Origin of the sequence: Streptacidiphilus sp. MAP12-20, assembly GCF_041262525.1 — a bacterium.
In the GTDB taxonomy this organism is placed as follows: Bacteria; Actinomycetota; Actinomycetes; order Streptomycetales; family Streptomycetaceae; genus Streptacidiphilus.
Window position 1 is genome coordinate 32,537 of sequence record NZ_JBGCCK010000029.1, and the last position, 21,475, is coordinate 54,011.

Annotated in this window: 20 protein-coding genes; 16 read left to right on the top strand and 4 right to left on the bottom strand. The window is 68.9% G+C overall.

Annotated features, from left to right (window positions below; all coding sequences use genetic code 11):
• The first annotated feature begins 294 nt into the window (after window positions 1–294).
• The 8 genes from ABIA32_RS29800 to ABIA32_RS29835 all read left to right on the top strand — a co-directional run bounded on the left by ABIA32_RS29800 (window position 295) and on the right by ABIA32_RS29835 (window position 8,430).
• Window positions 295–1,353, top strand: coding sequence for a nitronate monooxygenase (locus ABIA32_RS29800; protein WP_370102188.1), 1,059 nt, complete (start codon window positions 295–297; stop codon window positions 1,351–1,353).
• Between the two features lie 396 nt (window positions 1,354–1,749).
• The gene (locus tag ABIA32_RS29805) at window positions 1,750–2,211 is read left to right on the top strand and encodes a MarR family transcriptional regulator (RefSeq protein ID WP_370102191.1); all 462 of its coding nucleotides are present in this window, start codon (window positions 1,750–1,752) and stop codon (window positions 2,209–2,211) included.
• Window positions 2,208–2,513, top strand: a complete 306-nt coding sequence (locus ABIA32_RS29810) for a replication initiation protein, RepL2 (protein WP_370102194.1) — start codon at window positions 2,208–2,210, stop codon at window positions 2,511–2,513. The genes ABIA32_RS29805 and ABIA32_RS29810 overlap by 4 nt, the downstream gene beginning before the upstream one ends.
• Window positions 2,514–2,955: 442 nt before the next feature.
• Complete coding sequence (locus ABIA32_RS29815) at window positions 2,956–3,282, top strand: hypothetical protein (RefSeq protein WP_370102197.1); 327 nt, start codon at window positions 2,956–2,958, stop codon at window positions 3,280–3,282.
• A gap of 403 nt (window positions 3,283–3,685) precedes the next feature.
• Entirely contained in the window at window positions 3,686–4,504 is an 819-nt protein-coding gene (locus tag ABIA32_RS29820) for a BTAD domain-containing putative transcriptional regulator (RefSeq protein WP_370102200.1), read from the top strand.
• Window positions 4,505–5,101: 597 nt separating this feature from the next.
• Window positions 5,102–6,133: a LuxR C-terminal-related transcriptional regulator gene (locus ABIA32_RS29825; RefSeq protein ID WP_370102202.1), complete on the top strand. Its 1,032-nt coding sequence runs from the start codon at window positions 5,102–5,104 to the stop codon at window positions 6,131–6,133.
• 300 nt (window positions 6,134–6,433) lie between these two features.
• Window positions 6,434–7,972, top strand: coding sequence for a cytochrome bc complex cytochrome b subunit (locus ABIA32_RS29830; RefSeq protein WP_370102318.1), 1,539 nt, complete (start codon window positions 6,434–6,436; stop codon window positions 7,970–7,972).
• The gene (locus tag ABIA32_RS29835; RefSeq protein WP_370102205.1) at window positions 7,969–8,430 is read left to right on the top strand and encodes a PPOX class F420-dependent oxidoreductase; all 462 of its coding nucleotides are present in this window, start codon (window positions 7,969–7,971) and stop codon (window positions 8,428–8,430) included. The genes ABIA32_RS29830 and ABIA32_RS29835 overlap by 4 nt, the downstream gene beginning before the upstream one ends.
• Before the next feature lie 68 nt (window positions 8,431–8,498).
• Here ABIA32_RS29835 and ABIA32_RS29840 read toward each other — a convergent pair whose 3' ends face one another.
• The 3 genes from ABIA32_RS29840 to ABIA32_RS29850 form a co-directional block, all read right to left on the bottom strand.
• Window positions 8,499–9,320, bottom strand: a complete 822-nt coding sequence (locus ABIA32_RS29840) for a BTAD domain-containing putative transcriptional regulator (protein ID WP_370102206.1) — start codon at window positions 9,318–9,320, stop codon at window positions 8,499–8,501.
• 502 nt (window positions 9,321–9,822) lie between these two features.
• Complete coding sequence (locus tag ABIA32_RS29845) at window positions 9,823–11,415, bottom strand: acyl-CoA carboxylase subunit beta (protein WP_370102209.1); 1,593 nt, start codon at window positions 11,413–11,415, stop codon at window positions 9,823–9,825.
• A gap of 62 nt (window positions 11,416–11,477) precedes the next feature.
• Complete coding sequence (locus ABIA32_RS29850) at window positions 11,478–11,726, bottom strand: acyl-CoA carboxylase subunit epsilon (RefSeq protein ID WP_370102211.1); 249 nt, start codon at window positions 11,724–11,726, stop codon at window positions 11,478–11,480.
• A 229-nt stretch (window positions 11,727–11,955) separates the two neighbouring features.
• On the opposite strand from ABIA32_RS29850, the gene ABIA32_RS29855 reads away from it, so the two are divergent.
• Window positions 11,956–13,386 carry an MFS transporter gene (locus ABIA32_RS29855; RefSeq protein WP_370102213.1) on the top strand — a complete coding sequence of 477 codons (1,431 nt, stop codon included), beginning with the start codon at window positions 11,956–11,958 and terminating at the stop codon, window positions 13,384–13,386.
• A 90-nt stretch (window positions 13,387–13,476) separates the two neighbouring features.
• On the opposite strand, the gene ABIA32_RS29860 is transcribed toward ABIA32_RS29855, so the two are convergent.
• Window positions 13,477–13,758, bottom strand: a complete 282-nt coding sequence (locus ABIA32_RS29860; RefSeq protein ID WP_370102216.1) for a DUF6059 family protein — start codon at window positions 13,756–13,758, stop codon at window positions 13,477–13,479.
• A gap of 199 nt (window positions 13,759–13,957) precedes the next feature.
• On the opposite strand from ABIA32_RS29860, the gene ABIA32_RS29865 reads away from it, so the two are divergent.
• From ABIA32_RS29865 to ABIA32_RS29895, 7 genes are all read left to right on the top strand, one after another.
• Window positions 13,958–14,914, top strand: coding sequence for an SRPBCC family protein (locus tag ABIA32_RS29865; protein WP_370102219.1), 957 nt, complete (start codon window positions 13,958–13,960; stop codon window positions 14,912–14,914).
• Window positions 14,915–15,177: 263 nt separating this feature from the next.
• Entirely contained in the window at window positions 15,178–16,617 is a 1,440-nt protein-coding gene (locus tag ABIA32_RS29870) for a condensation domain-containing protein (RefSeq protein ID WP_370102221.1), read from the top strand.
• Window positions 16,618–16,657: 40 nt separating this feature from the next.
• Window positions 16,658–16,798, top strand: coding sequence for a hypothetical protein (locus ABIA32_RS29875; RefSeq protein WP_370102224.1), 141 nt, complete (start codon window positions 16,658–16,660; stop codon window positions 16,796–16,798).
• Between the two features lie 653 nt (window positions 16,799–17,451).
• Window positions 17,452–18,519 carry a type III polyketide synthase gene (locus ABIA32_RS29880; protein WP_370102227.1) on the top strand — a complete coding sequence of 356 codons (1,068 nt, stop codon included), beginning with the start codon at window positions 17,452–17,454 and terminating at the stop codon, window positions 18,517–18,519.
• Between the two features lie 20 nt (window positions 18,520–18,539).
• Window positions 18,540–19,097, top strand: a complete 558-nt coding sequence (locus ABIA32_RS29885) for a cupin domain-containing protein (RefSeq protein WP_370102229.1) — start codon at window positions 18,540–18,542, stop codon at window positions 19,095–19,097.
• A gap of 15 nt (window positions 19,098–19,112) precedes the next feature.
• Window positions 19,113–20,267: a DegT/DnrJ/EryC1/StrS family aminotransferase gene (locus ABIA32_RS29890; protein ID WP_370102321.1), complete on the top strand. Its 1,155-nt coding sequence runs from the start codon at window positions 19,113–19,115 to the stop codon at window positions 20,265–20,267.
• Window positions 20,267–21,259, top strand: a complete 993-nt coding sequence (locus tag ABIA32_RS29895; protein ID WP_370102232.1) for a methyltransferase — start codon at window positions 20,267–20,269, stop codon at window positions 21,257–21,259. The genes ABIA32_RS29890 and ABIA32_RS29895 overlap by 1 nt, the downstream gene beginning before the upstream one ends.
• Window positions 21,260–21,475 lie beyond the last annotated feature (216 nt).

Below are 21,475 nucleotides of genomic sequence, written 5' to 3' on the forward strand. Positions count from 1 at the left end.
CCAGGCGCTGGCGGGGGTCCGGGGGCAGCGCCCCCGAGCGTGGAGGGCCACGGTGACACGTCCTGCCCGGTCGCGGGGGAGACGAGCGGCCGCCCACCCCGCCTCCGTGCGGGCTCCTTCGGGCCTGCGCTGACGCTTCGCTCTGCTCGTGCAGAGATCGATGCACCCGAGATTCATCTGTGCCGCGTTTTGACCGCTAGTCATCGCCAAACGATCTGCCTCCGCTTGCAGGCGCGGTCGGGACAGTCGCGCAGTGACCCGGCGGGGCCCGCGCCGGCGTGGCATCATCGCCTCGTGTCACCCCAGACGTCTCCCGAGCCTTTCGACCACTCGTCGCTGACCGTCCCGGTAGTCCAGGCACCGATGGCGGGCGGGCCGACCACCCCCGAGCTCACCGCGGCGGTCAGCACGGTCGGAGGCCTGGGCATGCTGGCCGCCGGTTACCGCACCGCAGCCGAGATGCTCGAACAGATCGCCCGCACCCGGGAACTCACCAGGCGTCCCTTCGGCGTCAACCTCTTCGTGCCCGCACGCGACGTGGCGCCGGACCTGCCGGCCCTCGCCGCATACCGTGCCGAGCTCCAGCCGGAGGCCCTGGCACGCGGTGTGAACCTTCCCGACCCACTGCCGATGGACGACACCGACGACTGGGACGCCAAGATCGAGGCGCTGCTGAATCTGCGGGTCCCGATCCAGGCCGTCTCCTTCACCTTCGGTCTGCCCGACGCCGAGGTCGTCGCTGCGCTCCACTCGACCGGGGCATGCCTGATCGGCACGGTGACTGACGAGAGCGAGGCCGAGGCAACCGCGGCGACCGGCTTGGATGTCCTGTTCCTCCAGGGGACGCTGGCAGGCGGCCACCGCGCGACCCACGATCCCGCTGCCGAGCCGGACGAGCGCCCGCTGCTGGAACTGGTCGCGGCCGTGCGGCGCCGTGTTCGCCTCCCGATCGTGGCCGGTGGCGGCCTGGGCACGGCACGGGAGGTGCACGGTGTTCTGTCGGCCGGAGCGAGAGCCGTGCTGATCGGTACCGCGCTGCTGTGCGCGGACGAGGCAGGCACCTCGGCCGTGCACCGCCAGTCGCTCGGCGACCCGCGCTTCGACGAGACTGTGCTGACCCGCGCCTTCACCGGACGGCCGGCCCGTGCCCTGCGCAACCGATTCACTGACGTGCACGGCGAGACCGCTCCCCGCTCCTACCCCTTCGTCCATCACCTCACCAAGCCCCTGCGGGCGGCCGCCGCGGCCGCAGGCGACCCTGAGGCGGTCCACCTCTGGGCCGGAGTCGGCTATCGCCATGCCCGTCGCGCCCCCGCCGCCGACATCGTGGCGGGTCTGATCGCCTTCGAGTGAGAGCCCGACAGCGCATCCGGTCGGGGTGTCCCGGGCACAAGTCGCTTACATTGCAGGAGTGTTGTCCATCTCGTCTGGATGGTGGAGTGCTGGGCGACTCGGGCTCGGTCGCACAAATGTGAGGAAGAATTCCGGTTGGTGTCACGGAATCTGACTTGAAGTCATCTCGGTCTGGAGCTGAACCGGTGACTGGAGCAAGGAAGTTCGACAATACAGCCAGGCCATGACAAATATGCCCCATGCCGCTCGAGGCGTGCTTGCGGGTGCCTGGATCATTGATTGAATCTGTACCGTCATGTACCAGGAGCTCATGTATTCTCCGTACGTCCGACCGGGTCTGTCGGTCGCATCGGATCGACCGCAAGTCGATTGCGAACTGAGCCAAAGGTGGGGGCAGTGGGGCGTGCCGTACGACGGGTCGTGGACGAGCACGGCAACATCGTTCCCACCGCGCCCTACCTCTACAGCGGCTGGCACACCACGGCCGACAAGCGGCGGGTCCGTGCCATATGCAGCTCCCGCGCCTTCACGCCGGCCGAGAAGTTCCTGGTGCTCTGGTTCATCGGGAGCACCCCGCCGGGCATGGCGCCCGTACAGATGACCGCCGCCGCGATCGCGGAGGAGGTGGGGATGACGGCCGATTCGGTCGGCCGGATGCTGCGGAAGCTGGCAAAGAACCGCATCATCGTGAAGACCGGTCAGATCGGGCGGATCAGCATGTACAGCATCAGTCCGTACATCGCGTTCCACGGTCCGGGCGTCGAGCAGCGCGAGGCTGTGAAATCCTGGAACCCGCCCGAGATCCCGGGCGCGACCGACACGCCGGCGCGCGAGCGTTGGGAGGAGCCGTGGCGATGACTGAAGCGAGCGACATCCGGGCGCTGCTGCGCCGCACCGGCGAGTTGACGCCGACCCAGCGTCTGGTGGTGATGTTGTACGCGCTGTCCGCGACGGACCGCGGCGGCGTGGTCCGCGAGACCGGCCGCGACCTGGCCAGCCAGCTGAACATGACTCCGACCGTGTTCAGCCGCATGCGCAAGCAGTTGGTGTTTCTCGGCTGGCTGGAGGAGTCCGAGAAGTTCGCTCACATCGCCTACTTCAGGCTGTCGCCGCGGGCGCTCGGAGAACAGGTCGTGGTGCCGATGCGCCGCGCGATCTGACGCTTCGCCCGTCGCGGTCTCGCTCCACATCCACCGGGCCCACCGCTCGGTGCCGGGGTGGACAGCTGCCGAACCACGCGGGCACAGCCTTCGTCGGCTCCCGCATGGACCAGCGCGCGGTCCAGGCCGGGGTCTGTGCCGAGTGAGCTGGTCCGCCGTTCTCGGCTGCAGGCCTGAAGCGCTGAGGCGCCGCTGTCAGCCCGGCCTTTGAGCATCGAGGCCCACTCGAAGCGGACTCGAGGCGCACTCGAAGTCGACCGCATTATCCCGATCCCGGCTGCCTGTCACGGCAAAATGGCTGCCATCGCATTCTTGCCGGGCGGATCGGCCCTGGTCGACAGCGGATTCCGTGCCGTGTCGCAGGAGGCCTCCAGCGGACGGGCAGGGTCCGGCCAGTCCGAATCGCTGGCAGATCCTGGAATTCATCGACAGGGTCGTATTCATGTACATCGTCATTGCACGGCTGGCTGGACGGGATCCGGCCACAGATGCGGAATGCTCATCACTGCACAAACGGATCGCGGGAATCCATACTCCCGGGGCGACGATATGTCATGTCTACGCCACCCCCGTGGAAAGCGGAATGGATCTCGTGCTTTTCGTCATCGCCGACACCCTGGAAACGGCGGAGGCGGTGGCCCGCATCATGCTGGAACGGGCACTGACCCGGGCTGGACTCGATCTGACGATTGAGTCGTGCAATGTTGATCTATTCATGCCCGGCGCAGAGGCGGCGCTGGGATTCGATCCGGGGCCGGACCCGGCCTGATCCGCTGTTGTGTCCGTATGCGGCCAGACCGTCACCGGACACCCTAAACCCCTGGTGCCGACCTGGCGCTCGGACGATTGTTGACCTCGCAAGCCGGTCGAGAAAATCCTGAGGATCCGCAGAGCCCGGGATATCAGACGACCACTCGTCGACATCTGTTCAATTCATCTGGGGGATTTCCATGCGTGCGAAGCGAATCTTTTCCGCCGTTATCGCTCTGCTTCTCTCCGCCCTGTGTGCGGCCACTGTCATGGCCGACCCGAGCGCCGCCGCCACGGCGACGGCGACGTCTACCTCGACGGTTTGCCCGGCCGACATGATCTGGCAGGGCACTACGTGCGTCTGACCCCTCTGGGTCTGACCGCAACGAGCCCGCCACGACCGACAGAACTCAGGAGAAATCATGGACATCGAGGTACTGGGTGCCCTATCGGTCCGTGAGGGCGGGCGCCCCATCATGCCGACGGCGCCCAAGCCGCGGCAGGTGCTGGCACTTCTCGCACTTCACGCCGACCACATGATCCCCGTGGGCACGCTGATCGAAGAGCTGTGGGGCGGAGCCCCGCCCCGCAGCGCGCGTACCACGTTGCAGACGTACATCCTGCAGCTGCGCGAGCAGATCGGTGAGGCGCTGACCCAGGTCAGTGATCGGTGCACAGCCAAGGACATCCTGGTGACCCTCCCCGGTGGTTACCGCCTGGAGACGCGCGGCGGGAACATCGACTACCAGGAGTTCGAGCGCCGTGCCGGCGCTGGCTACCGGGCCATGGACGCCGAGGACTACACGGGCGCCGCCCGTCGACTGGCCGACGCGCTCTCCTTGTGGACCGGCATGGTACTGAGCGACATCCAGGCCGGCACTCAGATCGACATGGAGGTCAAACGGCTGGAGGAGGCCCGGCTCTACGCTCTCGATCAGCGCATCGAGGCAGACCTGAGGCTGGGGCGTCACCGGGAACTGCTGGCGGAGCTGACAGTCCTGGTCAACCGCTACCGAATGCACGAGAGCCTGCACGGCCAGTTCATGGTGGCGTTGCATCGCTCAGGCCGTCGCGGGGAGGCCCTGAACGTCTATCAGCGGCTGCGCGCCACCCTGATCGAGGAGCTGGGACTGGAGCCCTCAGCCGCCCTCGGGCGACTGCAACGGTCGATCCTCCTCTCGAGCCCGGACACGTTGGGCGCGATCGGCGCGGGCACAGGAGGGCGACTCGTCGCCCGCTGAACCGAGCCGTCAGGGAGAGGCGTGTTCAGCGGCAGCCCGCTCTCCAGCTCATCTCGATGGGGGCCGGTCCGAAGAGGTAGGACCGGTCGGCGCTCCCCGGCCGGTTCGCGTGGGAAGGCAGGGCCTGTGGTGCGGTTCGTGGTCGTCGAAGACCACGAACCGCACCAGAGGCCCTGTCGCGCGTCTCGCCCGGATCGTCGGCGCGCCCTGACGTCTCCACCGACGTGACGAAGCGGCAATTCGACCCCGTGCCGGATCGGGCATCAGCCTCGATCCGTCGCGACCAGCCGGCCGCAGCCCCGCCGGCCGCAGGACTCGCCCGACTTCGGTCGGCGACTCGTCACGTTCTCCTGCCTGCCACACTGCCCGCAGCCCGGGGACAAAGACGCTGTCTCAGCCTCTGACGAGCATGAACACGATCAGAGCGCTGGATCTCGCGGTGTACTCGGAACGACCGCATTCATTTAAGTCGTATCAATGCAATACCCACGGTCGGCAGTCAATGGCAAGATCCAGGATGGCACACGTTGTCGGCCGACGATTGTCGTCGGCACACAGATCGCGGCCGTGGGCCGCCCGCGTCCAGTGGAGACAGAGATGCTTGAGCCCTTCGGCTTGGAGCCCGTCACGGAGTCGGTGTACATGGCCATGCTGCGTAGACCTGACGCCGGCCCGGATGAGCTGGCCGCGTACCTCGATCTGACTCCACAACGCGTCCGTGAGGCACTGAACGAGCTCGCCCGCCTCGCTCTGCTCCGACCGTCCTGGGAAGACCCGCTGACGCTGCGTCCGGTCATGCCGGAGGTCGGGCTGGAGTCACTTCTCGCACGCCAGCAGGCGGACCTGCTCAACCGTCAGCATCAGATCGAGCAGGGGCGGGCGGCGCTGGCCGTCATCCTCGCGGAACACGTCGGCTATCAGGGCAGTCGTCGCTCCGACGTCCAGGAACTGACCGGCATCGACGCGATCCGCGAAGGTCTCGAACGTCTCACCTCGCAGACTCGTTACGAGGTGCTGACCTTCGCGCCCGACGGTGCGCACACCGAGGACGCCCGCAACGCCAGCCGTCCTCTCAACAAGCAGCTACTCGACCGGGGCGTCACCATGCGGACGATCTACCTGGACTCGGTCCGGAACGATCCCGGCACCGTCGCGCACGTCCGCTGGCTCAGCAGACTCGGGGGCGAGGTCCGGACGGTCGCGACCCTTCCGCTGCGCATGATCATCGTGGACCGGGAGACCGCGGTGGTTCCGCTCGATCCGGATGCCACCCATACGGGGGCCGCCGTGCTGAACAACGCCGGTGCAGTCGCGGCCATGTATGCGCTCTTCAATCAAACCTGGGCCGCGGCCAGGCCGCTGGGCACCGCCAACGTGAAGGACAAGGACGGACTGACGCAGCAGGAGCGCGCCCTGCTGCGTCTGCTCGCCCAGGGCCACACGGACGAGGGCGCCGGTCGCAAGCTCGGGGTCTCCGACCGCACCGTCCGCCGTCTGATCGCGGACATGATGAGCCAGCTGGGGGCCCGCAGCAGGTTCCAGGCGGGCGCTCGCGCGTGTGAGCACGGATGGCTCTCCACCGGTCCGGACAATCCCTCCGCGGAGCAGCCCGTCGCTGATGCCGGCTGAGGTCTCTCGCGCGACGGACTTCCTCCTGTTCCGGTCATGCGCGATTCCGCCCTTCGGTCCGTGGCCGGGCCAGTGCGACCACCACGGCCGGCCGACGCGCCCGACCAGGCCGAAGAGGAGCCCCGATGCCGCCGACTGACCATGTGGTCATAGACTTTGGCGATACGTTAGATCATGTTGGGGCTGTTGCCCCGGAGCCCTAGCGACGAGACAGGGGTGGGTGGAGTGGCGATATCCGGGCCGGCCAACAAGGGGGAGGCGGCCGTTGACTGGCTCGACGGCCGCCTCGGCCTCTACAGCATGGCCAAGGGCCAGCTGCGGAAGATCTTCCCGGACCACTGGTCCTTCATGCTGGGTGAGATCTGCCTCTACAGCTTCGTCATCATCATCCTGACGGGTATCTACCTGACGCTGTTCTTCAACCCCAGCATGGGCGAGGTCGTCTACCACGGCTCGTACATCCCGCTGCAGGGCATCAGGATGTCCGAGGCGTACAAGTCGACACTGGACATCAGCTTCGACGTACGCGGCGGTCTGCTGATCCGTCAGATCCACCACTGGGCGGCGATCGTCTTCGTCGCCGGCATGCTCACCCACATGATGCGCGTCTTCTTCACGGGGGCGTTCCGCAAGCCGCGCGACGTCAACTGGCTCTTCGGCTTCTCCCTGTTCGTCCTCGGCATGTTCGAGGGCTTCATGGGCTACTCGCTGCCGGACGACCTGCTGTCCGGTACGGGTATCCGCTTCCTCGAGGGCGCACTGCTCGCGACACCGGTCGTCGGCACGTACATCACGATGTTCCTGTTCGGGGGCGAGTACCCGGGCCACGACATCATTCCGCGCCTCTACTCGATCCACGTGCTGCTGTTCCCGGCCCTCATGGTGCTCGCGGTGGTGATCCACTTCAGCTACGCCTGGTATCTCAAGCACACACAGTTCCCCGGCCCCGCCCGCACCGAGAACAACGTCGTGGGCATGCCCTTCATGCCGGTGTACCTGGCCAAGGCCACGGGTTTCTTCTTCCTCATCTTCGGTGTCATCGCCTTCGTCTCGGCGATCGCCTCGGTCAACCCGATCTGGACCTACGGCCCGTACCGCCCCGACCAGGTGTCCGCGGACGCCCAGCCGGACTGGTACATGGGCTTCGCCGAGGGCCTGATCCGCATCATGCCCGGCTGGGAGATCCGCGCTTGGGGACACACCCTGGAAATGGGCGTCCTCATCCCGCTGACCGTCTTCGGCGTGATGCTGGTCGTCATCGGGTTCTACCCCTACTTCGAGAGTTGGCTCACCCGCGACAAGCGTGAGCACCACATCCTGGACCGACCGCGCAACCGTCCGGTCCGCACAGGTCTGGGCGTCGCCTGGCTCACCGAATATCTGATTCTGCTGGCGGCGGGCGGAAACGACCTGTTCGCCACGCGTCTGCACCTGTCCATCAACGCGATCACCTGGACCTGGCGGATCCTCTTCTTCGTCGGCCCGGTGGTGACCTTCATCATCACCAAGCGTTGGTGCATGGGCCTGCAGCGCAGCGACCGCGACAAGGTCCTGCACGGCCGCGAGACCGGCACGATCAAGCGCCTGCCCCACGGAGAGTACGTCGAGATCCACGAGCAGCTCCCGCAGGAAGCCCTGTACACCCTGACCGCACACGAGCAGTTCAGCCCGGCCGAACTGCCGCCCGCGGTGGACGAGAACGGCGTCAAGCGCAAGGTGCCGGCCAGCGAGAAGCTGCGGGTGAAGCTCTCCGAGGGCTACTTCGGCGAAGGGTCCCAGATCGCCAAACCCACCTTCGCGGAGCAGGCCGAACTCACCGGCGACCACGGCCACCAGTGAACCGGCGGTCTGTCGCACCGCAGGTCTCGTCGCGGAAGGTCCCCGAGGGCAAGTACGTGCTGCTGACCACCTATGCGCCCGACGGCACCCCGTGGCGGCGGATCTTCAGGGCGGTGCCGGACGGCGACGCACTGGGCATCGTGCTGCGCACCGGCTCCGCGGAGGCCGACCGCGTCCGCGGATGCCGCCGAGTCGTGGTCGGCGTGTGTGACGCCCGGGGGAATCTGGCCGGGCGGGAGTGGTCCGCCGAGGCGATGCTGTGCTCGCCGGAGCAGACCGTGGAGTACCGGATCGCCCTGATCAACAAGTACGGGATGACGGCGATGCTGTCGCTGGCGCTGGCCCGTTTACGGCAGGGGATCGACGGCACGACGGGTGTCAGGCTCACTCCCGCAGGCCGCAGCTGGTCCATGCTGGGCCCCGACTGGTGGCCGGGCGCTGCGTACAGTCTCAACTGACAGTGGTCGCGCTCATGAAGCGGGGCGATCGGTCTGCCGTGGCAGACCGATCGCCCCGCTTCCGGCAGTTATGCCGCGTACAGGTCGAACGTCGAGGTCCGCTGCGGTGCGGAGTCGAGGTCCAGGCGCGAGTCGACGGAGAGCATGGCCTGGTACATCCGCTGCAGCTGAGGAGAGGGTTCCACGCCGAGCTCGTCGATCAGCCGCTTGCGCAGCCGGTGGTACACGCTGAGTGCGGCGGCCTGCCGGCCCGACCGGTACAGCGCCACCATTGCCTGCGAGTACAGCCCCTCGTGAAGGGGGTGGTGGGCGATCAGATGAGTGAGCTCGGCCACCACTTCGAGATGTCGGCCGAGCCTGAGGTCGGCGTCGATGCGTCTCTCGTGGGTGACCAGACGGCTCTGCTCCAGACGCAGCACCTCGATCTCGAGTACCGGCCCTACCGCCACGTCCACCAGCGCGGGCCCGTGCCACAGATCGAGCGCCTCACGCAGCAGCCTGGCCGCGCGCTCGTCCTCGCCGATCTCGAACGCCTGGCGTCCTTCGGTCGCGAGTCGCTCGAACCGGTACGCGTCGACCGCCTCGCTGGGGACCTGCAGCATGTAGCCGCCGTATCGGGTGGCCAGCACGTCCTTGGCGGAGCCAGGAGCGTCCGGTCCGAGGGCGGTGCCGAGCCTGCGGCGCAGCTGGAGGATGTACGTCTGCAGCGTGGTCGTCGCGCTCTTGGGCAGCTCGGTGCCCCAGAGTTCCTCCATCAGCGTGGGGACCGGGACGATTCGCCCTGGGTGCAGGGCGAGCAGAGCCAGGATCTGGCAGGGCTTCCCTGCGGTCGGGACGACCGGAAGGCCGTTGACCTCCGCGTTCAATGCACCCAGGACTTTTATTTTCACGATTTCCTCCGCGTCTTGTCGGACTGCCTTCGGTGCTGAGTCGATTTCCGGGCCATTAGTCTTCGTATAGTCCCCCCCGCCGCGCCGATGCGCACGAAACACCACCGCACGTCGAGGAGGGCCGGACTCTTCATGGATGCAGGCGCAAGGGCGCTTCAAGCAGCCGTTGAGAGAACTCGAAGGTCAGGGCGGTGTGCGGCCGGGGAGGTCGGAATTCGGGCGCCCTCGAGGAATGCACCGCAGGCTCTCTGCGATCCGCCGATGAATCCTGTGCCGAAAACAACCCCGGCCTGCGGTGTCCGAATCAGCAGGGCCACCGCGAATCGCGAGGGCAGGCCGAGTTTCGGATACCCGGCTCAACCGGGATATACGGCTGAACGTCCCGGTCGGTGTCGACGGGCGCCGGACAACGCGAGAGCGCGGCCGCAGGGGAGCGGCCGCGCTGGAGGGGCACGGAGCGGGCGACGGGAACGGGCGGGCGGCCGCGCTCCCAGGGGCGCTGCTACTGCGGAGGGTTGCCGTGCTTCCTGGCGGGCGTTTCGGCGTGCTTGGAGCGCAGCATCCCGAGCGAGCGGATGAGCACCTGTCGGGTGTCGGCGGGGTCGATGACGTCGTCGATCAGCCCCCGCTCCGCCGCATAGTAGGGGTACATCAGTTCAGCCTTGTACTCCTTGACCATGCGCGCCCGCATCACCCCCGGGTCGTCGGCCGCGGCGATCTGCCGGCGGAAGATGACGTTGGCGGCGCCCTCGGCGCCCATCACCGCGACCTCGTTGGTCGGCCAGGCGTAGGTCAGGTCGGCGCCGATGGACTGGGAGTCCATCACGATGTACGCGCCGCCGTAGGCCTTGCGCAGTACCAGGGAGATGCGCGGCACGGTCGCGTTGCAGTACGCGTAGAGCAACTTGGCGCCGTGGCGGATGATCCCGCCGTGTTCCTGATCCACCCCCGGGAGGAACCCGGGGACGTCCAGCAGTGTCACGATCGGAATGTTGAAGGCGTCGCACATCTGGATGAAGCGCGCGGCCTTCTCACTCGCCTTGATGTCCAGCACGCCCGCCAGCACCTGCGGCTGGTTGGCGACGATGCCCACCACCTGCCCGTTGATCCGGGTCAGGGCGCAGATGATGTTGCGTCCCCACTGCTCGTGCACCTCGAGGTACTCGCCGTCGTCGACGATCTGCTCGATCACCGCGGTCATGTCGTACGGGCGGCCCCCGTCGGCCGGCACCAGGTCCAGCAGCGCCTCGGACCGCCGGGTGGGGGAGTCGGTGGGTGGGACGTACGGCGGGTGCTCGCGGTTGTTCTGAGGCAGCATCGACAGCAGGTAGCGCACCTCGGCCAGGCAGGTCTCCTCGTCGTCGTAGACGAAGTGCGCAACGCCGGACCTCTCCGCATGGGCGTCCGCGCCGCCCAGCCCGTTCTGCGTGATCTCCTCGCCGGTGACCGCCTTGACCACGTCCGGGCCGGTGATGAACATCTGCGAGGTGTCGCGGACCATGAAGACGAAGTCTGTCAGCGCGGGGCTGTAGGCAGCACCGCCCGCGCATGGACCGAGCATCACCGAGATCTGCGGGATGACCCCCGACGCCAGGGTGTTGCGCCGGAAGATCCCGCCGTAGCCCGCGAGGGCGCTCACTCCCTCCTGGATACGGGCGCCGGCGCCGTCGTTCAGCGACACCAGCGGCGCCCCCGCCGCGATCGCCTTGTCCATGATCTTGTGGATCTTCTGCGCGTGGGCCTCGCCCAGCGCGCCGCCGAAGATCCGGAAGTCATGCGCGTAGACGAAGACGGTGCGACCCTCCACCGTTCCCCAGCCGGTGACCACGCCATCCGTGTACGGCCGCTTCTCCTCCAGGCCGAACCCGGTCGCCTGGTGCCGCCGCAGCTGCCCGACCTCGGTGAACGACCCGGGGTCGAGCAGCAGCTCGATCCGGTCACGCGCGGTCAGCTTGCCCTTGGCGTACTGCGCCTCGGTCGCATTCCGGCTCGGTCCGGCCAGTGCCTCCGCCCGGATGCCGTGCAGCTCCGCCACGCGACCACGCGCGTCTGCGGGCTCCAACAGGGCTTGGGACGTTTCATTCGGGGCCGTCACGGTGCTTTCCTCCCTCAGGGCAGGGCCGGGATCGCTGGTGCAGGGGATTCGGACGAGGAGGGTCACGCGGCCAGGCCAGGCTCTGCCACAGGCTGCGACAGCCCCCCGTGCCAGCTGTACGGGGAGCGGTAGGCCCCCACGGGGTTCTCCGGCCGCCACTTCGGCACCCCGGGCGCATTCTCGTCGTTCTGCTGCTCGTCCCGCCTGGCCAGCACCGCCCACAAGACGGTGGTCACCGCAGCCAGCTCCTCGTCGTCGGCGTGCCCGCGTTCGATCCGCAGCGCGGGGCCTGCGACGTGCGCCTCGCTCATGTTCGCTCCTCTGGTCTCCGGTCACTGTTCGCCGTCGCCCTACAGAAGTGGTCCAGTACCGCTTGAGCGCACCGGCGCATCCGGGCACGAGCGCACGGCCCTCGGCACGAGCGCCCCAGCTCACGGGCCCAATCAGTTGACGTTCGAGTGAATCCGAGGCGCTGACGTGCACTCTGATTGATGACCGCGCCCTCAAAATCCCTCCAACCGACCGTAATCCGGAGTCACTGTGCGCAAATGGATACCGCTGGCAGCCGTCTCCCTCGGCGCATTCATGCTGCTCGTCGATGTCAGCATCGTGAACGTGGCGCTGTCGGACATGTCCGCCGACCTGCGCTCGTCCTTCACCGCCATGCAGTGGGTCGTGGACGTCTACACCCTGACCCTGGCCGCGATGCTGATGGTCTGCGGCTCGTTCGGCGACCGCCTCGGGCACCGCCGGCTGTACATCTCCGGTCTCCTGCTCTTCGCCGCGGCCTCCCTGGCCTGCGCCCTCGCCCCGAACGGGGCCACGCTGATCGCGGCCCGCGCAGTCCAGGGCGTCGGCGGGGCGGCGATCATGACCTCGACGACCGCGCTGATCGCCGCCGCCTACCAGGGCCGCGACCGCGGCACCGCCTTCGGCGTGTGGGGCGCGGTCAACGGCGCGGCCTCGGCCGTCGGCCCGGTCCTCGGCGGCCTGCTGACCGACCAGCTCGGGTGGCGGTCCATCTTCCTGATCAACCTGCCCGTCGCGGCCGTCGCGCTCGCGATGACGTTGAACCGTCGCCTCGCGCTGCCGCGCCCACACGCGCCCGAGGGGCGCATCGACACCGGTGGGGCGCTGCTGTTCACCGCGTTCGCGGGCGCGCTGACCTACGGGCTGATCGAGAGCGGCGCACGCGGCTGGGGCAGCCCGACCGTGCTGGTGCCCCTCGTTCTGGCCGCGCTCGCTCTCGCCGCCTTCATCGTGCTGGAGTTGCGGCTCGAGCACCCCCTGCTGGACCTCACGATGCTGCGCAACCGGAGCTTCAGCGCCCTCCTCGCGGCCGCGATGCTGCTGAGCGCGGCCGCTTTCGCCGAGCTCACCTACACCTCGCTCTGGCTCCAGCAGGCACTGCACCTCTCGCCGCTCTACGCGGGCCTGGCCGTCGCCCCACTGGCTGCGACGGCCTTCGTCGTCGCCACGACCACCAACCGCTTCCGGCAGCGGGTTGCCCCGCAGCTCCTGCTGGGCACCGGCCTGGGCCTCATCGGTCTGGGCACGCTCCTGCTCGAACCGGTCTCCGCGACGTCCGGCTGGTCCGCGCTGCTTCCAGGTCTGATGGTCACCGGTGTCGGCGTCGGCATGTCCACCCCGACGATGATGGCGACCGCACTCGCCGCTGTCGCCCCGCGGCGTATGGGGATGGCCTCCGGCGCCCTCAACACCGCCCGCCAACTCGGCTACGCCGTCGGCATCGCGGTCCTCGGCACCATCTTCGAGCAGAGCGTTCACGGCTCCGTGACGCGCAGGGCCTACGCGGCGGGTCTGCATCCGGTCTTCCTCACGGCGGCCCTCACCGCGCTGGCGGCGAGCATGATGGTCCTGGCGCTGGTGCGGAAGCCGCACGAGGTAGACGCCGCCCCTCTCCCGAGTGCGGACGAGAAGGGCGCGCCCGCCGTCAGCCTGAAGGGCTGAGGCATGAAGTCCCGGTCGTTCCGGCCGACTTCCGGTAACGGACATCTGCCCGAGGCCCGGCAGACCCCCTCCGACGAGACCGCCTCGGGATCAGCGGTACCGGTCCAGGTCGGGTCCGTCGCCTTCTGCCCCCACCTCGCTCATCTCGCGGACCAGTCGGAGTTCCAGCGCGGTCAGCGGCAGACCGGTCAGCCGCTCCGGGTGGCCGGGGGGAGGCTCGTCCAAAGGCCGCTCCCAGGTCGCCACGCACGCGGCGGCATAAGGGTCTCCGAGGGCGTGCAGCATCCCGTAGAAGACCAGGCGGTTCCACAGATCACGCGCCGCACAGCGGAGCAGGCCGCGTAGAGACCTGACCGGCCGAAACACCGTCATCGCTCAATACCTCCGACGCGACCGTCCGCCGTCGCGCTCGAGCCCGTGTCGGAGCCCGGTGGAGCGCGCTTTGCCCGAGCGGGGCGCGAGCCCGGTTCGAGCGGTCCCGGTCATGGTCGAGGGATGGCTGCCGGCAGCGGCAGCGGCTGCGGCGGGAACGGGGTGCGGCGGAGAAGGTTCGAAGACGGAGGATGCGCGGATGATGCCGGATGCGCGAGTGCACCGTGTGGTCTGCGAAGCAACCGCCGCGGCGCCGCCCGGCGTGCTGTACGCCCTGATCGCCGACGTGTCCCGTTGGCCCCTGCTCTTTCCGTCCTTCGTCCACGTGGAGCAGCTGGACTTCGACGGGACCCGGGAGCGGCTGCGCATCTGGGCCGTCGTGGGCGACACGGTCGCGTCATGGGTGTCCAGCAGACGCCTGGACGCCGGGCGGCGATGCGTGGAGTTCCGGCAGGACGTGCCGGCCGAGCCGCTGGAGTCGATGACCGGCCTGTGGACGGTGGAGCCGCTCGGCGACGGCTCCAAGGTCACTCTGGAGTGCGCCTTCGTCGTCGGCGGCGACGCGCCGGACGACGTGGCCAGGGTGCACCGGATCACCCACGCCGGCAAGCGTGCCCAGCTCGACCGGCTGGTCTGGCTCGCCGAGCGCTGGGCGCGGTTGGATCGCCTCACCCTGCGCGTCGAGGAGGCCGTGCATGTCAAGGCCCCCGCCGAGCTGCTTCTCGACTTCCTGCACCGGGCCGAGGCCTGGCCTGGTGAACTGCCGCATGTGAGGACGTTGGAGGTGTCGGAGGACACCCCGGGCGTCCAGGTCATGTCGATCGGCAGCCTGGCCGCCGACGGCAGCGCTCGACGCACCAAGTCCGTCAGGATCTGCTTCCCTGGGGCCGGCCTGATCGTCTACAAGCACACTGAGACCCTCCCGCTGCTGGCTGCGTACACCGGCGAGGTGTCGATCGAGCCCGACGAGTCCGGCGTCAACCTCGTCAGCCGACACCAAGCGCTGCTGGACGAGGAGGCCATCACGCCTCACTTGGGCGAGAGCGCCGGCCTGGCGGAGGCTGCCGAGCACATGCGCGAGGAGCTCAGCCGGTTCGGCCGCCTGGTGCTGGACCAGGCCGTGCGGTCCGCCACGAGCGCGGTGCGTGTCCTATGAGTCTGTTTCCTCGCGAGCCGACCGCGGGCGTCGAACCATGGCGGCGAGTGGTGCGCCGGATCCTCCTGGGCGGCCGTCGCGTGGCGATCCGGCGAGGCTTGCTCGGACTGCGGTCCGCCTGCGACTCCCTCCGGCGTCGGCCGGCCGCACCCGAGACGCTGTCAGGATGCCGTCACGACGCGGTCAGCGGGTTGCTCCACCCCTCGGTCGGGAGCACCGTGCTCACGGGCATGCCGCTACCGATCCGAAGGGAGGAGGAGCCCATGGCGAGCCAGAGGAACCCGCGCGCAGTGCCCCGGCGCACCGGCCCCGGCGCCAGCCTGGATCGCGGCAGCCGACTGCCCGTCCCGGCGACCTGGCCGCGCTACGACTCGCTCCTCGACTCCCTCGCGCACCCGACCAGCGGGCGGCACATCGAACAGTTCACCTGGTGCTGGTACGGGCCGTTGGACGTCCAGCGCTTCACCGCGGCCTGGCAGTCGGTCGTCGACCGCGAGAGCGTGCTGCGGTCCGCCTTCGCCGGGGAGCCGCCGCACCTCGTCGTCCACGACCGCGCCCGCGCCGAGGTGGCCCGGCACCCGGCGGGGACCATCGACTGGGATGATCTGCGAGAGCAGGACCGGTTGCGCGGGTTCGACCTGCGACGCCCCTGCCCGCTGCGGATGACCCTGATCGACCCCGACGGGGACGGCGCGCACCCGGCGGCCCCTCGCCGCGTGCTCGTCACCTTCCACCACGCGCTGCTGGACGCCTGGAGCGTCTCCCGGCTCCTGGAGCGGCTCTGTCGCGCCTACCTTGCGGGCGGCCTCCTGCCCGGCGGCGAGCGCCGGCCCGACATCCGCGACTGGCTGCGCTGGCTGGAGCGACAGGACACGGACCCGGCGCGGGACTTCTGGACCCGGGCGGTGCCCGACGGCCCCCTCGCCCTGCTGCCCGCACAGCCGGGTCCGGACACCCTGCAGAGCGGGTACGGCTGCCTCGAGGTGCGGCTGACTGACGCCGAGGCCCGGGCGGCCGCGCAGTGGGCCGCGGTCCGGGCCATGCCCGACTCCAGCGTGCTGCAGGCCGTATGGGCGCTGCTGCTGTACCGCGCGGCGGGCCTGCGGGGGAGCGGGCTGGTGGGCTTCGGCGTCACCGTCTCGGGTCGCGGGATCGCTCTGGACTACGCCGAGGGCCTGCTGGGGCCGATGCGCAACTCCCTGCCGATGGTGGTGCGGGTCGACCCTGCCCAGAGGCTGGACCGGCTGCTGGCCGTGCTGCGGGACCGGGCGCTCGACCTGGCCGCCTACGAATGGGTCCCCCTCGAGCAGATCGGCGAGTGGACCGGCCGGCCGCCGGACGGACGACTGTTGGACAGTCTGGTCGCCCTGGAGAGCGTCCCGCGCCCGCTCGCCGGTCTGCGTGCCGAGCTCGCCGACGTCGGTGTCGGAGTGGAGCTCGAGCACGCAAGCGGCGCGCACGGCTCCCTCCCGCTCACCCTGCGAGTTCGTCGGGGCGCCGACGGCTTGGTGACCCTCACCCTGCTGCACGACCGGTCCCGGATCTCCGATGCCGACGCGGCTCTGCTGGCCGACCAATGCGCCCGACTGCTGTGCTACCTCCCCACCGCCGCCGAGACGGTGACCGTCGCCGACGCCCTGACCGCGCTCGACGGGGAGGAACTGCCCCGCGTCGCTCCGCGTCGGCGGCTCACGCCACCGTGATACCGAGATGACGGGGTGTCACACCCCGGAGGAGACACCGATGTTCGACGACTGGCAAGAGTTTCGCGCCAACGCGCTGGCCGTGTTCGACGCCGCCACGGTGGACGGGGCGCCGCCGCTGCTGCTGGCCGGGGCGGACGAGGACGAGGACTACCGCACCATCGTCCGCGGGATCGACTGAGCGCCGGCCCGCGCCGCCCACAGGCGGGAGTCAGGAGCACTCGGACAACGGTGGTCCTGCGCACGCCTGCCGCGCGGGACCTCGACGCGTTCCCGCCGCCTGCCGACTCGGAGCCGCCCCAGGCCCGCCGGGAGCTCCGGTGCTGCTTCCGAGCCCGACACCCCTCTGTCGCCCACGTGCGAAGACGACTGATCCATCGTCAGGCTCCCGAACCGAATGGCACCGCGGAGTGATCCAGGTCACTCCGATCCACTCTTGGCGCGGAGGCGCCATCCGTGTCACGATTTCAGCACAACGATCCTGCCCAAAAACAGTTCCAGGCAGTGGATCGAGTGCTGAACCGCCGGCCCGTCAGGCGACCTTCGTGGCGGACAGCTTCCGGCCGCACGTCGGCGAATCACCCCGTACGAGGGCGTTCTGACGTGACCTCGCCGCCGGCGGCTCCGCCTCACCCTCTGAGATCGACGCCCAGGCCAGTACTGGCACGGCGCCGGCCCTACCGGGCCGGCGCCGTTTTGGCGTGCCCGCAGGCGGCAGCGGGCCCGGGATCCACCCGTGCTCGCCGCGCGCGGACAGACCGACGAACCGATCAATCCCTCGTCGTACCAGGACCTGAGCAGACACGTAGCATCTACAGAAAGTAGATTCCAGATATGCCAAGGCTGTGCAAGCCCTCGGTGAGCGTGCCGGAATACATCATCACGATGGAAGAGACTCTGGAATTCGCGGAACGGGTGCATGTCGGCAAGCCGCAGCTCCCGCTCGCGCTTCGGCTGATCCGGAACACGGGGGTGCAGAAGCGCCACATCGTGCAGCCCATCGAGAAGACCCTCCGCCACCCGGGGCTGGAGGAGCGCAATCGCATCTACGAGCTCGAGTCGAAGAAGCGCTGCCCCGAGGTCATCGAGAAGGCTCTGGGCAACGCCGATGTGACGCCCCAGGAAATCGACGCGATCATCTACGTATCGTGCACCGGCTTCCTGATGCCGTCGCTGACCGCGTGGCTGATCAACAAGATGGGGCTGCGGTCCGACACCCGGCAGATCCCGATCGCGCAGCTTGGGTGCGCGGCGGGCGGTGCGGCGATCAACCGCGCCCACGACTTCTGCCTGGCCCACCCGGGCAGCAACGTCCTGATCGTCTCGTGCGAGCTGTGCTCGCTGTGCTACCAGCCCGACGAGGACGACATCGGTTCGCTGCTGTCCGACGGGCTGTTCGGTGACGCGGTCGCCGCCGCCGTCGTGCGCGGCAACGGCGGCATCGGCATCGAGCTGGAGCGCAACTCCTCCTACCTGATCCCGAACACCGAGGACTGGATCTCCTACGAGGTCCGCGACACCGGCTTCCACTTCCGGCTGGACCGTCGGGTGCCCGGGACGATGGAGCCGCTGGCCCCGGTGCTGCGCGACTTCTCCACGAACCACGGCTGGGACATCGGCAACCTCGACTTCTACCTCGTCCATGCCGGTGGCCCGCGCATCCTGGACGACCTCGCCAAATTCCTCGACGTCGACCGCAAGGTGTTCCGCCACAGCTGGGCGACCCTGAGCGAGCACGGCAACATCGCCAGCGCGGTCGTGCTCGACGCGGCACGCCGGCTGTTCGAGGAGGACACCCCGATGCCCGACGCCACCGGTCTGATCGCCGGCTTCGGCCCCGGTATCACCGCCGAGATGGCACTGGGCCGGTGGGCCGACGACGCACCGCGGAACCTGGACTGAGACAGAAGGAAGCTGATCGCATGAGCGGCCTCATCCTCCCACCGGGCCAGGGGCGAAAACTGGTCACCCGAGCGCAGGAAGTGACCTTCAAGGCCACCCAGGCGCACGGCTCCTCGATATCGATCTTCGAGGTGCTCGTTCCGCCCGGTTTCGACGTCGGTGCGCACGTCCACGACCACTCGCAGGAGTTCTTCTACGTCCTGGAGGGGGAGCTGGACCTGCTGGGGTTCGAGCCGACCGAGCGCACGGACGAGGCCTGGCACGACTGGGAGTCCCCCAGCGGAGATCGAGTGATCCGCGCGGCTGAGGGCAGCTGCATGTTCATCCCCCCCGGTACTCCGCACGCGTTCAGGAACGCCACGGAGAAGCCGGCGCGCATGCTCTTCCAGTGCTACCCGTCGCCCGATCACGAGTACTACTTCGAGGAGATCGCGGAGATCTGGGCAGCCGGCGAGACGGTGGACCCCGCCGCGGTGGAGCGGATGCGCCGGCGTTACGACGTCAGCCAGCTGACGCCGCTTCGCTTCGATCCACCCGCGCGCCTGAATCCGCAGTCGGCGACAGCAAAGGGAGCGTAGAGGGAGATGACCACGATGGACGCGATTTCGATGGTCCACGCGAGTCTGGGTGAGCAGGAGCTCGCGGCCGTCGCCGAGGTATTCGCCTCCGGATGGCCGGCCGGCCAGGGCCCGCGCGGCAAGGCGCTGGAAAGCATGCTGACTGAGCGTTACGGGGCGGGTGACGCCGTCGCGGTGAGCAACTGCGGCGCCGCACTCCACCTGGCGATGCTCACGCTGGGCGTCAAGCCAGGCGACGAAGTGATCGTCGCCGACTACTCGTTCCCGGCCCCAGGCCAGGCGGTGCGGTACGTCGAAGGTGTGCCGGTCTTCGCCGACGTGCGGGCCGACACCGGCACCGTGGACCCGCAGGCGGTGGCGGACCTGATCGGTCCGCGTACCGTCGGCATCATCGCCGTGGACACTGTCGGCCTGCCGGCCGACTACACGGAACTGCAGGCGCTCGCGGATCGCCACGGCCTCTTCGTCGTCGAAGACGCCGCCTGCGCGGTCGGCGCGACCTACCAGGGACGCGAGGCGGGCTCCTTGGCAGAGGTGGGCTGCCTGTCCTTCCACGGGCGCAAGGGGGCCTCAAGCGGCGAGGGTGGCGCGCTGATCGCCACCGACCCGGCGATCGCGCACCACGCCCGGCTGCTGGCGTCCTTCGGCATCGGCAGCATCTTCGACATGGCGCAGGTCGTCGGCCTGCCGATCTCGGAGTTCACCGAGGTCGGTTACAACTACAAGCTGTCCGACATCGCCGCGGCGATCATGCAGGTGCAGCTGGGCCGAATCGACCAGCTGCTGGAGCGCCGACGCGCGGTCGCAGCGCGCTATGCGGAGCTGCTTGCCGACGAGGAGCTCCTCACGGTGCCGCACGTGCCTGAGGACCGCACCCACGCCTGGCAGACCTACATGGTGACGCTGGATCCGAGCGTGGACCGTGAGGGGCTCGCCACCAAGCTGCGCGCCCAGGGCATCGGCTGCGCGCACGGCACATGGGCGAGTCACGTCCAGCCGGTGTTCGAGTCCAAGCAGGTGTGCCCGGTATCGGCGGACCTCTTCCAGCGCAATCTCGCCATCCCCATGCACGCGGAGCTGAGCATGGACCAGGTCGAACGGGTCGTGGACGTCCTGCGCCCCGCGCTCCGTACCAACGCGTCGTCCACGCGGAGCCTGGGACCAGCTTGATGAACAGGCAACTGACGCCGGACGGCGTCTTGCGGCTCATCAACGGCTACTGGGCCACCGGCATCATCGGTGCGGCGGCGACGCACTCACTCTTCACCCACCTCGAGGCTGGCGCGGATACCGTCTCCCGGCTTGCCGTCGCGGCCAGGATCTCCGAGCGCGGCACCCAGACGCTGCTCGACGGACTCGTCAGCCTGGGCCTGGTCGAGCTGGACGACGGTCGCTACCGCAACGGCGCCGAGGCCTCTGCCTTCCTGGTCGAGGGCAAGCCGTCCTCTCTGAGCAGCCTCGCCCAGCTGAAGCTGAACCAAATGGCCGGCCTGCAGGTACTGCCCGACGTGGTCCGCGCCGGCGGGCCGGGCGTGGGCGCGGCGACAGAGGTGGCCGACAACCCCCACTGGGAGCGGGTGGTCCCGGCCATCGCCGCGCAGTCGGTCCCCGCGGCGGTGATCGCCGCCGACCTACTGGGCCTGGCGGAGGCAGGGGAGATTTCGATCCTCGACGTCGGTGGCGGCTCGGGCATCTACTCGGCCATCTGGCTGGAGCGCAACCCCGCCGCCCGCTCGACCCAGCTCGACTGGGCACCGGTCAACGCGATCGCAGGCAAGCTGGTGGCGGAGCGTGGCGTGGCCGACCGGTTCACCTGCATCGACGGCGATTTCCACACCACTGACTTCGGCACCGCCGCCTACGATCTCGCGCTGTACTCCCACGTCGCCCACCAGGAAGGGGCGGACGGGAACGTCGAGGCCTTCACCCGGCTCCGGGAGGCCCTCAAGCCCGGTGGCGCGCTCGTCGTCTGCGACTACGTCGTCGACGGCGACCGCAGCGGCCCGCCCTTCGCGCTCATCTTCGCCTCCGAGATGCTGCTCAAGAGCAACCAGGGCGGGACCTGGACGCGGGACCAGTACCACGCGTGGCTCACCCAGGCGGGCTTCGAGGACATCACGTTTCATGACGCGGCGCCCGCCACCTTGATAATCGCCCGTTAGCGGGGCATCGACAGCTGTCTGCTTTCGGTCGACGCCTCGCCGGATCCGACCACGCTCCACGTCCTCATTCAACCGGGAGTCGAGCAGTCCTCCAGGCACGCTCCGTACGGTACCGACGATCGTCAATTCGTCTACGCCGTCGCAGCGTCGCACGGCGGGGCCTGCTTCACGTTCCAGTCGCATCAGCGTCACGACCGGGGCAGAACGGTCGACAGA

What these genes read in the sequence shown, in the direction of transcription:
- ABIA32_RS29875 (WP_370102224.1), top strand. Translation starts at nt 16,658, where the DNA reads ATGTTCGACGACTGGCAAGAGTTTCGCGCCAACGCGCTGGCCGTGTTC.
- ABIA32_RS29890 (WP_370102321.1), top strand. Translation starts at nt 19,113, where the DNA reads ATGGACGCGATTTCGATGGTCCACGCGAGTCTGGGTGAGCAGGAGCTC.
- ABIA32_RS29820 (WP_370102200.1), top strand. Translation starts at nt 3,686, where the DNA reads ATGGACATCGAGGTACTGGGTGCCCTATCGGTCCGTGAGGGCGGGCGC.
- ABIA32_RS29885 (WP_370102229.1), top strand. Translation starts at nt 18,540, where the DNA reads ATGAGCGGCCTCATCCTCCCACCGGGCCAGGGGCGAAAACTGGTCACC.
- ABIA32_RS29865 (WP_370102219.1), top strand. Translation starts at nt 13,958, where the DNA reads ATGATGCCGGATGCGCGAGTGCACCGTGTGGTCTGCGAAGCAACCGCC.
- ABIA32_RS29895 (WP_370102232.1), top strand. Translation starts at nt 20,267, where the DNA reads ATGAACAGGCAACTGACGCCGGACGGCGTCTTGCGGCTCATCAACGGC.
- ABIA32_RS29870 (WP_370102221.1), top strand. Translation starts at nt 15,178, where the DNA reads ATGGCGAGCCAGAGGAACCCGCGCGCAGTGCCCCGGCGCACCGGCCCC.
- ABIA32_RS29810 (WP_370102194.1), top strand. Translation starts at nt 2,208, where the DNA reads ATGACTGAAGCGAGCGACATCCGGGCGCTGCTGCGCCGCACCGGCGAG.
- ABIA32_RS29815 (WP_370102197.1), top strand. Translation starts at nt 2,956, where the DNA reads ATGTACATCGTCATTGCACGGCTGGCTGGACGGGATCCGGCCACAGAT.
- ABIA32_RS29825 (WP_370102202.1), top strand. Translation starts at nt 5,102, where the DNA reads ATGCTTGAGCCCTTCGGCTTGGAGCCCGTCACGGAGTCGGTGTACATG.
- ABIA32_RS29860 (WP_370102216.1), bottom strand. Translation starts at nt 13,758, where the DNA reads ATGACGGTGTTTCGGCCGGTCAGGTCTCTACGCGGCCTGCTCCGCTGT.
- ABIA32_RS29850 (WP_370102211.1), bottom strand. Translation starts at nt 11,726, where the DNA reads ATGAGCGAGGCGCACGTCGCAGGCCCCGCGCTGCGGATCGAACGCGGG.
- ABIA32_RS29880 (WP_370102227.1), top strand. Translation starts at nt 17,452, where the DNA reads ATGCCAAGGCTGTGCAAGCCCTCGGTGAGCGTGCCGGAATACATCATC.
- ABIA32_RS29830 (WP_370102318.1), top strand. Translation starts at nt 6,434, where the DNA reads ATGGCCAAGGGCCAGCTGCGGAAGATCTTCCCGGACCACTGGTCCTTC.